The organism is Acinetobacter sp. RF14B (assembly GCF_006864105.1).
GTDB lineage: Bacteria > Pseudomonadota > Gammaproteobacteria > Pseudomonadales > Moraxellaceae > Acinetobacter > Acinetobacter lwoffii_C.
Window position 1 is genome coordinate 1 of record NZ_SMTB01000076.1, and the last position, 14,078, is coordinate 14,078.

General features: G+C 43.8%; 12 protein-coding genes and 3 tRNA genes. 12 read left to right on the forward strand and 3 right to left on the reverse strand.

Going from position 1 to position 14,078, the window contains the following annotated elements:
• Nucleotides 1-266: 266 nt before the first annotated feature.
• From E2K52_RS10910 to E2K52_RS10925, 4 genes are all read left to right on the forward strand, one after another.
• Nucleotides 267-2,108, forward strand: coding sequence for a long-chain-acyl-CoA synthetase (locus E2K52_RS10910; protein ID WP_151205121.1), 1,842 nt, complete (start codon nucleotides 267-269; stop codon nucleotides 2,106-2,108).
• A gap of 190 nt (nucleotides 2,109-2,298) precedes the next feature.
• A tRNA-Lys gene (locus tag E2K52_RS10915) sits at nucleotides 2,299-2,374 on the forward strand.
• Nucleotides 2,375-2,397: 23 nt separating this feature from the next.
• A tRNA-Lys gene (locus E2K52_RS10920) sits at nucleotides 2,398-2,473 on the forward strand.
• 56 nt (nucleotides 2,474-2,529) lie between these two features.
• Nucleotides 2,530-2,605, forward strand: a tRNA-Lys gene (locus E2K52_RS10925).
• A gap of 156 nt (nucleotides 2,606-2,761) precedes the next feature.
• Here the strand turns inward: E2K52_RS10925 and E2K52_RS10930 are convergent.
• Nucleotides 2,762-3,448 (reverse strand): hypothetical protein, encoded by a 687-nt coding sequence (locus E2K52_RS10930; protein ID WP_151205122.1) that lies wholly within the window; start codon nucleotides 3,446-3,448, stop codon nucleotides 2,762-2,764.
• Nucleotides 3,449-3,690: 242 nt separating this feature from the next.
• On the opposite strand from E2K52_RS10930, the gene E2K52_RS10935 reads away from it, so the two are divergent.
• From E2K52_RS10935 to E2K52_RS10945, 3 genes are all read left to right on the forward strand, one after another.
• Complete coding sequence (locus tag E2K52_RS10935) at nucleotides 3,691-3,900, forward strand: PspC domain-containing protein (RefSeq protein WP_151205123.1); 210 nt, start codon at nucleotides 3,691-3,693, stop codon at nucleotides 3,898-3,900.
• Between the two features lie 191 nt (nucleotides 3,901-4,091).
• Complete coding sequence (locus E2K52_RS10940) at nucleotides 4,092-4,874, forward strand: sulfite exporter TauE/SafE family protein (RefSeq protein WP_151205124.1); 783 nt, start codon at nucleotides 4,092-4,094, stop codon at nucleotides 4,872-4,874.
• An 87-nt stretch (nucleotides 4,875-4,961) separates the two neighbouring features.
• Nucleotides 4,962-6,371 carry an SLC13 family permease gene (locus E2K52_RS10945; RefSeq protein WP_151205125.1) on the forward strand — a complete coding sequence of 470 codons (1,410 nt, stop codon included), beginning with the start codon at nucleotides 4,962-4,964 and terminating at the stop codon, nucleotides 6,369-6,371.
• 182 nt (nucleotides 6,372-6,553) lie between these two features.
• Here the strand turns inward: E2K52_RS10945 and E2K52_RS10950 are convergent, their stop codons facing one another.
• On the reverse strand, nucleotides 6,554-7,666 hold the full coding sequence (locus E2K52_RS10950) for an HPP family protein (RefSeq protein ID WP_151205126.1): 1,113 nt from the start codon (nucleotides 7,664-7,666) through the stop codon (nucleotides 6,554-6,556).
• 678 nt (nucleotides 7,667-8,344) lie between these two features.
• Here E2K52_RS10950 and glyQ point away from each other — a divergent pair.
• From glyQ to E2K52_RS10975, 5 genes are all read left to right on the forward strand, one after another.
• Nucleotides 8,345-9,334: a glycine--tRNA ligase subunit alpha gene (gene glyQ / locus E2K52_RS10955; protein WP_151205127.1), complete on the forward strand. Its 990-nt coding sequence runs from the start codon at nucleotides 8,345-8,347 to the stop codon at nucleotides 9,332-9,334.
• Nucleotides 9,334-11,403, forward strand: a complete 2,070-nt coding sequence (gene glyS / locus E2K52_RS10960; protein ID WP_151205128.1) for a glycine--tRNA ligase subunit beta — start codon at nucleotides 9,334-9,336, stop codon at nucleotides 11,401-11,403. Before glyQ ends, glyS begins: the two co-directional genes overlap by 1 nt.
• Nucleotides 11,404-11,473: 70 nt before the next feature.
• Nucleotides 11,474-12,571 carry an HNH endonuclease gene (locus tag E2K52_RS15285; protein WP_201798519.1) on the forward strand — a complete coding sequence of 366 codons (1,098 nt, stop codon included), beginning with the start codon at nucleotides 11,474-11,476 and terminating at the stop codon, nucleotides 12,569-12,571.
• A gap of 133 nt (nucleotides 12,572-12,704) precedes the next feature.
• Nucleotides 12,705-13,094, forward strand: coding sequence for a hypothetical protein (locus tag E2K52_RS10970; protein WP_151205129.1), 390 nt, complete (start codon nucleotides 12,705-12,707; stop codon nucleotides 13,092-13,094).
• A 221-nt stretch (nucleotides 13,095-13,315) separates the two neighbouring features.
• Nucleotides 13,316-13,795 carry a hypothetical protein gene (locus tag E2K52_RS10975; protein ID WP_151205130.1) on the forward strand — a complete coding sequence of 160 codons (480 nt, stop codon included), beginning with the start codon at nucleotides 13,316-13,318 and terminating at the stop codon, nucleotides 13,793-13,795.
• A gap of 70 nt (nucleotides 13,796-13,865) precedes the next feature.
• On the opposite strand, the gene E2K52_RS10980 is transcribed toward E2K52_RS10975, so the two are convergent.
• The coding region (locus E2K52_RS10980; RefSeq protein WP_319922802.1) for an NAD(P)-dependent oxidoreductase at nucleotides 13,866-14,078 on the reverse strand (213 nt) is incomplete at its 5' end.

Sequence of the window (14,078 nt, forward strand, 5' to 3'; positions counted from 1 at the left end):
AGAGGCGGAGAAAGCCGACAAGCAGGCTGCTCGTCCACGCCGTCCACGTGGCCGTCCACCTAAAAAAGCAAATCCTGCAACTGAGTCATAATTCGCCCAATTGTAGGAAGATAAAAAAACCTAGTCATTTCGGTGACTAGGTTTTTTTTGCTAAATTTAGTCAGAATAGGTTGATTGCACTAGACTTTAAACGTTAAAAGATAAGAGTTAAGCGTTTATTGCATATAAATCACATGTAGTGGATACGAAAAATAAATAGGAAGATCATGAGCCAGATGAACCAACCCGATCTGATTGGTATTGCAGATGTCGCAGCCAAAATTCCAGCTTTTTTAAATAAAATACCCAACCTGCTGCATGGACTAAAACAGGCTTATTTACGTACTCCCAATACCCCAACCGGTCTAGGTATGGCTTTTGAGAAAGCGGTCCTGCGTAATCCGGACGGAAACGCCTTACTGTTTGAACAACAGCGTTATAGCTATGCGCATTTAAATGCCTGGGCCAATCAGATTGCTCATTTCTATCTTTCCTTAGGCGCACAAAAAGGCGATGTGGTGGCGGTCATAATCGAAAACCGCCCCGAACTCATCGCGACGGTTATTGGTCTGGCAAAAATTGGCGTGACCATTGCCCTGCTTAATACCTCACAGGTTGGCAAAGTCCTTGCGCATAGCATCAACCTGGTCAAGCCGTTTGCTGTGATTGCCGGGGAAGAGTGCCGTGTCGCACTTGATGAAATCCGGCATGAGCTGGCTATTGCTGCGGGTCACTTCCACTGGTTTGCAGACCAAGATACACAAACAAATGCTGGGCAGGCACCCGAAGGCTTTGTCAATCTAGCAGAAAAAATTGACCTGTTCCCGAAATTCAACCCGTCTACCACCGGCTCAGTGCAGGGCAAAGACGGCCTGTTCTATATTTATACTTCGGGAACCACCGGCTTGCCGAAAGCTGTCATCTTTAGCAATGGACGCTGGACACTGGCCTATGGCACCTATGGTCATGTACTGAACCTGAATCAAGAGGATGTAATGTATTGCACCCTGCCACTTTATCATGCCACGGGGATGGTCGTGTGCTGGTGTGGCGTGATTGCAGGAAGCAGCGCACTGGCCATTCGGCGTAAATTCTCGACTTCCTCATTTTGGAAAGATGTCAAAAAATTTGATGCATCCGCAATTGGATATGTCGGCGAATTATGCCGTTATCTGATGGATGCACCGCCTTCGGAGCAGGAACACGGCCACCGCGTCACCAAAATGATTGGCAACGGCATGCGCCCGAATATCTGGGACAAGTTCAAAGCACGTTTTGGGATTAAAGAAGTTCTAGAGCTATATGCCTCCAGCGAAGGCAATGTCGGCTTTAGTAATGTGTTTAATTTTGACAATACGGTCGGCTTTTCGCCCACGCCCTATGCAATTATCGAATTTGATAAAGAGAGAAATGAACCAGTCCGGGATACCAAGGGTCACTGCAAACGGGTAAAAAAAGGTGAAACTGGCCTGTTAATTGGCAAGATTACCCGTCGTTCGCCTTTTGATGGCTATACCGATCCAGAAAAAAACAAGTCCGTGATTATGACCGACGTTTTCACTAAGGGAGATGCCTATTTCAATACCGGTGATCTGGTGCGTGATATCGGCTTTCGGCATGCCCAGTTTGTAGACCGTCTCGGTGACACTTTCCGCTGGAAAGGCGAAAATGTCTCGACTACTGAAGTCGAAAACATGCTGACCGAATATGAAAAGATCGTTGAAGCAGTGGTCTATGGCGTAGAAATCCCCAATACCAACGGCCGTGCCGGCATGGCGGCCATTACCCTGCAGCCAGGCAGTGAACTGAACGAACAGGACCTGAAACAGATGGTGAGTACCTTTAAGCAATGCTTGCCTACTTATGCAATTCCGGTGTTCTTGCGTATCCAGCAGCAAGTGGAAACTACGGGTACCTTTAAATACCAGAAAAACCAGCTTAAAGAACAGGCGTTTGATCCTCAAAAAACCGATGAACGCTTGCTGGTTTTGCTTCCGAATGCGACAGAATATTGTGAATTGACTCAAGAAATATTCAACAATATTCAAGCCTATCAATACCGTTTTTAGTTTCAAAGTGCATTTTTTAAAGAGATTGAGTGAATTTGTTGCATTTATAAACAAACATCAACAAGTTTGCTAATTTTTACTTGCGCTCAGTTGATAACTTGCTACAATACGCTCCATCAAAACGAAGTGGTGTTGAGGAAATCTCTTTTTCTTGCACTGCACATTCAGACAAGGTTTGAGTGTTGGTTCAGGGTCGTTAGCTCAGTCGGTAGAGCAGCGGACTTTTAATCCGTTGGTCCCGCGTTCGAATCGCGGACGACCCACCATTTATTTTGATGTACCTAGAGATGGGTCGTTAGCTCAGTCGGTAGAGCAGCGGACTTTTAATCCGTTGGTCCCGCGTTCGAATCGCGGACGACCCACCATCTTTTAAAGGCTTCTGATACGAAGCTCTTTTCGCTTTTAAAGCAATATCTTGAATGGGTCGTTAGCTCAGTCGGTAGAGCAGCGGACTTTTAATCCGTTGGTCCCGCGTTCGAATCGCGGACGACCCACCATTCTCCCCCTCAAAATAATTTTCTATTGATCAACCGATTATTCCGGTTTAGATCATAACGCTTATCTTATTAATTTTTATAAGTTTATTTACAATCAGAATAAGCTAATCCGCTTTTACCCTTCGATGCCCATGACATTATTCAAGGTCTGATCGCTTATTGCGGCGGGAAATTATCTTTTTTGCTCAAGACATAAGCTTTAGAGGGTGCCGGATAGCCACGCTCAAATAACTCCTGATTGATGGTTTCTTTTTCACTGTGAATTTTTTCCAGATTCATCACCAGCTGATTGCTATTTTTAATAATGTAATAAAAGCTGGCACCTTCTTTACGCTGGATAATCAGCTCGGTACGTTCCGGATTCACAATCCAGCGATCTTTACGATAGGTGATATTGCCATCATCGGAGTTCTTTGAATTATCAATAAAAATTTTACCATGCTGCACAATACTGCGATGCACTGTACCATCTGCTAATAAAGTCAGAATAAATTCAGCTGTTCCCTCGAGACAAGGTACAAAACGACCATCACACTGAATTTTAGCGCAATAGCGTCCTACAAAATCCTGAGCATATTCAGGTACAGGCTGAGACTCCCCGGCTGTTTCGGCCCGAAAATTGGTCTGGGAAGCGATCTGGGTCAAGGACTTGGCGACCACCGGCTCTGTAGGCACGGTATTGGCCGCCGTTATGCTGATCCCACTGGCCTGTTCCGATCCACCAATTTCCTGCATAGGCTGAACCTGATGACGATCACAGGCCAACAACCCCGCTATACCAGCGAATACCAGACCCAGCCGGCTCAAAGTATTGAATGCATAAACTGACACAATTGATTTCATCTTTTCACGCACCGCAATAGGGCTATATATGCCATAGGGCTTATAAGAGTTGTATAAATTTTTGACATAAATCAATGAATTTTTCATTATGTTAGAGGCTGGAGCCTAAATAATTAATCTTTATTAACATTACTTAACGAATTAATCGGGAGGATACGCTTTAAAATTTGCAAAAAAGCTCCATCTTTTAATTCATGAATCATTTTGTAAAGATTCAAGCTTATTTTTTTCAGGAGATATGTATGACCAATGTTGGTTTATATCGCTCGAACCGCTCCAATATGATTGCAGGTGTCATGGGCGGTATTGCTGAACGTTTTGGTTGGAACGTCACCCTATTACGTCTTATTTTTGTTTTGCTCTCGGTGATGAGTGCGGCCTTTCCGGGTATTTTGGTTTATCTGGTCTTATGGCTGGTGATTCCAAAAAAGAACCTGATGCTGGAAGAATAACCCTTATTTTCCTTTAAGTTTTCACCCAGATTGAATGTGGTGAACCTTTATACCGCAATAATTCCCCCAAATTATTGCGGTTTTTTTTATTGATTTTTCTTTCTATTTTTTAAAGCCGATCTCAAGCAGGCTATTTACCCTATCGCAGATTCGCTATAACTTAGTCATGTATTTCTAGAAATGGATATTCAATGACGCAGGCAGAATGGATCATCTTATGTCTTTGTGCATTTGCCGCGCTGTTACACGGATTAAGCGGCTTTGGCTTTCCAATGATGAGTACGGCGTTACTCTCGGCGCAATACTCCTTAAGTCTGGCCATCGCTCTGGTCATTCTGCCCTGCCTGCTGCTTAACCTGATTTTACTCAAAGCCGATCCTTCCCGGGGGATGCTCGCAAGCATCACTTATCATTTTAAAAAATACTGGCCACTGATTCTGAGCAGCCTATTGGGCAGCCTGCTCGGTGTAAAATTACTGCTTTGGCTGAATGAGGGCTATCTTAAATTATTGCTCGGTGCAGTAATCCTGTTTTATGTGCTGGACCAGCTGCGCCACCAGCCTTTTCAGGTCAGCCCTACTGTATGGAGCATGCTCGGGTTCGGTCTGCTGGCAGGGACAATTGGCGGGGCCACCAATGCCATGGCCCCTTTTTTAATGATGTATCTGCTGAGCTGCAAGATTTCTACCACTGAAGTCGTGATGGTCAGCAACCTGAATTTTATTGTCAGTAAACTGGTGCAGCTCTGTGTGCTCTTCCCTCTCCTGCTACAGCTCAATCCCCAACAGCAGTATATTTTAGTCTGGATTACAGCATTTGCGCTGGCCGGCGTCTGGATAGGCGGAAAGATTCGCCATCGGCTATCACCACAACATTTTAGATCTCTGGTCTTAGGACTGCTGCTGATCTTTGGCCTGCATGCACTCTGGCAAAGTACTGCACTATTACAACATTCTGCGCTACTCATTAAGTAGTATATTTTTCAGGACAATATCCATTACATTAGATCAATAATAACCAGGACAAATTCTTTCAAATAAAATGTGGAGTAAGGAGATTGTATGAGTGTTAATTTAACCACCCCGACCAATGTCATGCCCAAAGGAAGCCGTAAGGGTTGGATTCTGATTATTCTTTCCACCCTGATTGCCTATGGTCTGTATAACATTTTGCCCTATGATGAAAATGCCAATAAGGGCTTAGCCCTATTAATCTTTATTGGTATTTTATGGCTGACCGAAGCCTTACATATTACGATTACTGCACTACTGGTTCCCGTGCTGGCGGTACTGCTGGGCATGCCGATGGCCTCGGGTGAGGAACTGGTTCCCATCACAACTCAGGCAGCATTGGCCACGTTTGCTGATCCGGTAATTTTCCTGTTCTTCGGCGGTTTTGCTTTGGCAACGGCGCTGCATATCCAGAAACTCGACAAGAAAATTGCTATGTGGATTATTTCACTCTCCGGTGGGCATCTTGGCGTCTCGGTGCTGGCAATTTTTATCGTTACCGCCTTGCTTTCCATGTGGATTTCCAATACTGCCACCGCAGCAATGATGTTACCGCTGGCACTGGGCTTACTTGCACATCTGGATGTGCAGCATGAACGCAAAACCTTTGTTTTTATTCTGCTCGGGATTGCCTATTCCGCCAGTATTGGCGGTCTTGGCACCATGGTTGGCTCACCGCCCAATGCGATTGCGGCCAAGGCGCTCGACTATGATTTTGCCGACTGGATGAAAATCGGTTTACCGATGATGCTGATTATCCTACCTGCCATGCTGGTCAGTCTGTATCTGGTGCTGCGTCCAAAACTGAATCATAAAGTCCAGTTTATCACTGAAGATATTCCCTGGACCGGCACCCGTATCGCCACCATGATTCTGTTCCTATGTACTGCAACCGCCTGGATTTTCAGCAAGAAGCTGACGGAAAACTTTGGAATCAGTCAACCCGATACCTGGATTGCCATTTTAGCAGCTTGTATGGTGGTCATTCTGGGCACCGCGACATGGAAACAGATTTCAGAGAATACCGACTGGGGCGTGCTCTATCTGTTTGGTGGTGGCCTGACATTAAGTGCCGTTCTGAAAGATTCAGGCAGTTCACTGGTGCTGGGTCAGACTCTGGCCAATGCCTTTGGCGATGCCTCTCCACTACTGATTATTTTCGTGGTAGCAACCTTCATTATTTTCCTGACCGAATTTACCAGTAATACGGCCTCTGCCGCACTTCTGGTTCCGGTCTTTGCCGCCATTGCTGCCCAAATGGGTATGCCTAAAGAAATTCTGGTGATTGTAATTGGTATCGGTGCTTCCTGTGCCTTCATGCTACCTGTAGCCACCCCGCCAAATGCGATTGTGTTTGGTACCGGTCATATCCAGCAAAGTGAAATGATGAAAGTAGGCTTTGTCCTGAACATCATGTGTATTTTCCTGATTTCCCTATTTATTTACTGGTTCTTTATTTAATCTATCTTTTCAAATATAGACCAAAGCACACTCCGGTGTGCTTTTTTATGGACGTCTCCAAATTGTTCTAGTTTGCAAAAAGATAAGCCCTGTTTTTTTCTACACCTCAAATTCTATAAAACTGGCTGATAAGCAGACTCAATAAAATACAGGCCTCATCCCTGCTATAGGCAATTGAGTGTCTAAGCTTTCATTTTAAAATGGTTCAGTTCCTGATTTAAGGCGGCAATAATATCGGCCCGGCTAATAATCCCCACCAGCTGCTGCTCACTCACCACTGGAATATAATTAAAAGAACGTTCAACAAAATAAGGCACCAGATCCTGAATCGGTTGCAAGGGCTGCACTGTCACCACCTTACGGGTCATAATGTTTTTGACCGGATGTTCCCAGCTGCTGCGAAGATCACCAGCGTGCTTCAACCATTCCACCACCTCATACATCGCCAGGGTTCCGACCAGTTTTTCATTGGCATTGACCACTGGCAGGCTCATCAGGTTCATCTGCTTAAACTTGTCCAGAGCATGCTGAATATTATCTGTTTCATGCAATGTGACCACATCCTTGGTCATAATATCCTGACAGCTGAACTGGGTAACTGCACGCGCATTGGCCAGGTCTTGTGCCTCTAAAATAATCTTTTGCAAATCATATTCACTAATGTCCAGCAGCTCGGTCTGATGGTCCAGCACGTCCTGAATATCTTGCGGCCGAATTGTCACTTTCTGGGTCGGTGTTGGGTCTTTGGAGCGAGTATTCAGCTGGGCCTGTTGCTGTGGATAACGCTTGCCAATCATCCGGTTAAAAATAATTGCAATCACCATCAACAAGACCGAATTGAGCAGTACCGGATAAAAAACAAAGGCATAGCCCAATTCATGTACCGCACTACCGCCCAGTACTGCTGTAATAGCCACCGCACCACTGGGTGGATGCAGGGAATCCGTGGTCATCATCAGGATAATTGCTAGAGCCACTGCCAGACTAAAGGCTTCGGTCGGATTGGCAATATACAAGGCACAGGTCACACCAATCACCGCAGCAATGGTATTTCCCACCATAATGTTCCAGGGCTGTGCCAGGGGACTGGCTGGAACAGCAAAAAGTAGGACCGAAGACGCACCCATCGGCGCAATATACCAAGCCTCAAAGTCTCCCAGTATCCAGTAACTCAGCAGGGAGGATACTCCAAGACCCAGCAATGCACCGATTCCACATAACAAACGATCTTTAAAAGGAAGAACTTTAAAATTGGGTTTTAAGGTATTAAGCCATTCGAGATTTGAGTGAAACACGCTTTGCCTGGTCTGATTTTTTTACAAATTTTGCGTATTATAAAACCAAGTGTTATTGAAGATGTATTCATTTTATATCTTTTCTAAATTGATTTTTTTTACTGATACAACAATGCTTAAAATAAAACCAATAAATATCAGTAATTTAAAATCATATAAAATACAATTAACGCTTAAAAATTTTCACCATTCTTTTCTATTCCACTCAGAAACTATTATCTCAAGCTGAACTGATCAATCTTTTAGCTCAAGTAAAAGACCTCACTATCTTCCTGCCTGTGCCGGATCTCACTGAAAAAATTATGCGTTTTTGTCAGATGAAGGCTGAAGAACAGCTACTCGTCATAGTGAGAATGGAGAACAGGTTCAAAGAGTCAATCACGATCATTCATGTAGAATTACAGAATTTTCATCCTCTTGTACTGAGATTTGCACAAAGATTTAGCTTAATGTATGAACCAAAAGTTACTATCGAGTTAGAACCTTTTGATCATAAAACGCTGTTGGATTTTACCTGGATGTTTAGCGATTTGGCTAAAAAACCATCCCAACTGTGCATTTGAAATCAGGCAGCGCATAAACGATTTAAAAACAGGGATCAGAGCTTAAACCTTTGCCACACTCCGGCAAAGTCCTTATAATTGAGCACAATTTTTCTCTAATTTTAAGTGGATGACCATGAGTCGCGCCATATCGCATATTGATACTTTCCAAGGCTTAATTCTTGCCTTACAAAACTACTGGGCGGAGCAAGGCTGCGTCGTGTTACAACCTTACGACATGGAAATGGGTGCAGGAACATTCCACACTGCAACCTTCCTGCGTGCGCTGGGTCCTGAAACCTGGAACGCGGCCTATGTACAGCCTTCACGCCGTCCCAAAGATGGCCGTTATGGTGAAAACCCGAACCGTTTGCAACACTACTACCAGTTCCAGGTGGTACTAAAACCCAACCCGGACAACATCCAGCAGCTTTATCTGGATTCTTTAAAAGCGATTGGGATTGATCCTTTGGTACACGACATCCGTTTCGTGGAAGACAACTGGGAATCGCCAACACTGGGCGCATGGGGCTTAGGCTGGGAAGTATGGCTCAACGGTATGGAAGTGACGCAGTTCACGTACTTCCAGCAAGTTGGCGGTGTTGAATGCTACCCGGTTACGGGTGAAATCACCTATGGTCTGGAACGTCTGGCCATGTATTTACAAGGGGTAGATTCGGTTTACGACCTGGTCTGGACCAAAGGCCAGTTCGGTACAGTGACTTATGGCGATGTATTCCATCAAAATGAAGTAGAGCAATCGACTTATAACTTTGAATATGCCCCGATCGAGAAGATGCTTGATCTGTTCGACTTTTATGAAGCTGAAGCATCTCGCCTGATTGAAGCTGAACTGCCATTGCCTGCTTATGAACAAGTCATCAAGGCATCTCATTGCTTTAACTTGCTCGATGCACGCGGTGCAATCTCGGTGACTGAGCGTCAGCGCTATATTTTACGTGTACGCACGCTTGCACGTTCTATTGCACAAAGTTATGTCGCTGCACGTGCCAAACTGGGCTTCCCAATGGCTGAACCGCATCTGCGTGATGAAGTCTTGGCACAATTAAAAGCCCAAGTGGAAGCAGAAGCAGCCCAAGCAGAAAAATCAGCGGAGAACAAATAATGTCTAAACATACCATTTTATTTGAACTTGGCTGTGAAGAACTTCCACCAAAAAGCCTGAAAAAATTACGTGATGCGCTGCAAGCAGAAACTGTAAAAGGCTTAAACGATGCTGGACTGGCTTTTGATTCTATCGAAGCATACGCAGCGCCCCGTCGTCTGGCTTTAAAAATTGTCAATGTTGACGCTGCGCAAGCCGATACACAAAAACGTTTTGATGGTCCTGCTGTACAGGCGGCGTATGATGCAGAAGGCAAACCGACGAAAGCCCTAGAAGGCTTTATGCGTGGTCAAGGGATTAGCGTTGATCAGGTCTCTACTTTTCAGGCCGGTAAAGTTGAAAAAGTGTGCTACTACAAAGATGTCAAAGGTCAAAGCCTGGATGCGCTGTTACCGCAAATTCTACAAAATGCGCTGGACAACTTACCTATCGCTAAACGTATGCGCTCTGCGGCAAGCCGTACCGAGTTTGTACGTCCAGTGAAATGGGTGGTATTGCTCAAAGATGATCAAGTGATTGAAGCGACTATTCAGGACCACCAAGCCGGTAACCTGAGCTATGGTCACCGTTTCCATGCGCCTGAAGCGATTACTCTGGCCCATGCGGAAGAATATCTTCCAAAGTTAAAAGCAGCTTACGTTGTGGCGTCTTTTGAAGAGCGCCAAGCCATTATCGACCAGCAAGTCAAAGCACTGGCGGATGAAGTGAATGCGATTGCAATTGTACCAAGCGACCTTCGTGATGAAGTGACTGCGCTGGTTGAATGGCCGGTGGCTTTACGTGCCAGCTTTGAAGAGCGCTTCCTGACCGTGCCGCAAGAAGCGCTGATCACCACCATGCAGGACAACCAGAAGTACTTCTGTCTGGTAAATGCTGAAAATAAATTACAGCCTTACTTCATTACTGTATCGAATATCGAATCTAAAGATCCGGCCCAGATTATTGAAGGTAACGAGAAAGTTGTTCGTCCGCGTCTATCTGATGCTGAATTCTTCTTCCTGCAAGATCAGAAGCAGCCACTGGCTTCTCGTAAAGAGAAACTGGCCAATATGATCTTCCAGATAGAATTGGGGACGCTTTGGAACAAGTCTGCACGTATCGCCAAACTGGCTGTGGCACTGGCGCCCATTACCGGTGCAAATGCTGCTGATGCTGAAAAAGCCGCGCTGCTGGCAAAATGCGATTTGACCTCTGAGCTGGTGGGCGAATTCCCTGAACTTCAAGGGATTGCGGGTACTTACTACGCACGTCTTGAAGGCGAAAATGATGAAGTTGCAGAAGCTTTAGGTGAACAATATTTACCTAAATTTGCAGGTGACGTTTTACCGAAAACCAAAACCGGTACGACGATTGCCCTGGCGGACCGTTTAGATACCTTGACGGGGATTTTCGGTATTGGTCAGGCACCGACTGGCTCTAAAGACCCGTTTGCACTGCGTCGTTCTGCGATTGGTATCCTGCGTCTGGTGACTGAAAATGAGCTGGATGTTTCAATTGAAGAACTGATCAAACTGGCTTTGGCTGCCTACGGCGCTGTACTGAAAGATCCGGCGAAGACTCTAGCCGATGCTGTTGCCTTCCTTGAAGGTCGTTACCGTGCCAAATATGAAGACAAAGGCGTTGCTGTTGACGTGATTCAAGCGGTTCAGGCGTTGACACCAAAATCCCCGCTGGATTTTGACAAGCGTGTCAATGCGGTTAATCACTTCCGTACATTGCCTGAAGCTGCTGCTCTAGCTGCTGCCAACAAACGTGTTGCGAATATTCTTGCCAAAGAGGCTGCTCCTGCTGGTGAAGTTGTTGAAGCAAATCTGGTGGAAGATGCTGAAAAAGCATTATTCGCTGAACTTGCGAAAATCACACCAGTGGTTGAGCCGCTATTTGCTTCTAAGGATTACACGGCTGCCTTGTCTGCATTGGCCGCCCTGCGTGCGCCAGTCGATGCATTCTTTGACGGTGTCATGGTCATGGCGGATGATGCTGAGCTAAAAGCAAACCGTTTACGTCTGCTTGCTCAGCTCCGTGATCTGTTCACGAAAGTTGCAGATATTTCGGTGCTTCTACACTAAAGCCCAATTGGTTGTAAAATACATGAAACCCCGCTATAACATTAGCGGGGTTTTTAATATCAAATGAAGTATGAACACATATTTATTCGCATGGAATCCGGATCGCTGGAATTGGCCAAATATTAAAGAAATGATCTCTCAAATTCCTGATAAAAAACCTATCCATAAGTGGAAAACTAATCGTAAACATAAGATTGGATATGGAGATAATTTCTTATTAGTAAAATTAGGCAATTTAGAAAAAAGTGATAAGGGAATAATCGGTTTTGGAAAAATTGTTTCTAATGTTTATAAAGATAAAGATGTTATTAAAAATATAGAACAAGTTAATTTTGTGGATCTTGAATTTGAAAAATTATCACTAAATCCTCTAATTTCATTAGAAGAGTTAGATAAGATTGATCCTAATATACATTGGACACCAGAAGGTAATGGAAATGCTATTCCAGCCTCGATTTTTCACAAAATTTTAAGTCAAATTAATAAAGAAAATAGCTCAATCTTATTTGAAAAGAAAATCTACTTTCCAATTATTGCCGAGACAATAGACTCCTTATTGATACAGCGGGAATCAGTACATCAAGATAAAATTGTTAAGGTATTGATAGATCAATATAATTCGACCTTTGAAAAAATATCAAAAAATTCTGGTAAGCCTATTTCATCTATTGCTGAAGATATGGTGAATTATTTTTCAAAGGAATTGCTTCAAAACTCAGAAATAGTTTCAGAGTGGCATGATAAGTATAAATTAAAACAAATTAATACTAATGAAAGTTTAAGTTATTCCTTAGCCTTCAATCCGTTTCAAGATGAAATTATTTCGAACGATACTGTCTATAAAGAAGGTAGTATTAAACAGATCACTATTAATGCTTATGAACGAAACCCCGAGGCTCGTAAAAAGTGCTTAAAACATTGGAAATATAAATGCCAATGTTGTGGTTTTGACTTTGAAAAGACTTACGGTGAAATTGGAAAAAACTTTATTCATGTTCATCATAAAAAACCTCTTTCCGAAATAAGAGAAGAATATGAGTTAGATCCAATAAATGATTTAATACCTGTCTGTGCAAATTGCCATGCTATGATTCATCGTAAAATTCCAGCTTATGAAATTGAAGAAATTAAATTTTTTTTAGAGCAAAATAAATCTAAAGAGCTGTAATAGACATATTTTTTTTCATAGAGAAAAGTATATTGAATACTTTTCTCTTTCATTTGCAGATAGCAAAACATATAGGCATTTCACTTTATATTCCCTATACTCAACTCAACAACACTCAACAAGAAAGAATCATATGAAATTTAAAGCTCTTATTTTGACGGGTCTTGCGAGTATTGCTCTTACAGCGTGTACATCTGCACCCAAAGTTCCGCAGCTTGAAGTTGGCGTCTTACAGGAAGTACAAAACCTCGACGTATCTCCTGAAACCACCAACAATCAGGCAAAACTGACCAAATTCCTCGATAAGTGTGTGATTGAATTTACAGGCGATATTGAAAATAACCGCATTATTGAACAATGGTCATTTAAAGGCATGACCTTGATGGATGCCGGTTCGGCAACTTTCCAGCGCGACGGCACCAGTACCGCGCAAAAATTCAATCTGCATGACGCAGGTGTACAAAAGAACTTTGTCACCTTAAGAGAACATTTCGCGAAAGATGCCCTGAGCCAATGTGAGTAAATGGATGGCCCTATTTTGATAAAAAAATAGGGCTATTTCTTTAAGCCGCCTAAAATTTAAAATTATTTCTTCCTCTTTTTTCTTTAGTATAAAAATGACAATGCTTTGGATCTCTCTATTTTAATATCTTCTTCACAGGATATTCATTGTTTTCAACCCTTCATCCGCTACACTAAAAACAAACTCAGACCATTCTTAGACAAATTCGAGGTCGCTCCATAATGAATATCAAAACTCCTCTTCTTTTAAGCGCAGCTTTAATGCTGTCTATACCGGCATTTGCACAGACCACGACTCAGCCCGCTAAACCGGTTAAACCCTATGGTGAAAACCCGAACCTGTTGCATGTGTTTGCCTATAAAGCGCAGGAAGGCGTAATCCATACTGCCGAAAAAGTCGGTGAAGTGACTGAAAAAGGTATTGCCAAAATTAAGCCGGGGGTCGATCGTGCCTGGGACAATACCAAGAGCGTAACCTCTGATACGGTACAAAAAGTAGATCAGGGCGCCCAGCAGGCTGCTCAACAGGCCAATCAAAAAATTCAGCAAACTAAAGAGGTGTGGGGTGGCAATCCTCAACAGCCTGCACCCATTCAACAGCAACCTTTAAGCCAGTCGTCAACAGTGACCGAAAGTCCAACTATGCCACAAGCTCAACCGCAGGCAGGCGCAGCCACCAGTTATGCGGTGACTGATCTATAAAAAAAGCTCCTCATGGGCTTTTTACATCTTGTGTAGCAGGAAAATTTTAGCTGCACACAAATGGCGAGAATCAATTCACCTGCCGAATCGGCTGGCCCTGTTTAAAGGCTTCGACATTTTCCAGCAACTGGTCCACGATTCGCTGACGTGCATCCACACTGCCCCAGGCATTATGTGGCGTCACAATCAGGTTCGGAATTGAAGCATCAAGCAGGACATTGCCCTCTTTAGGCGGTTCAACCGAGAGCACATCGGTCGCTGCACCTGCAATCTTGCCTTCATG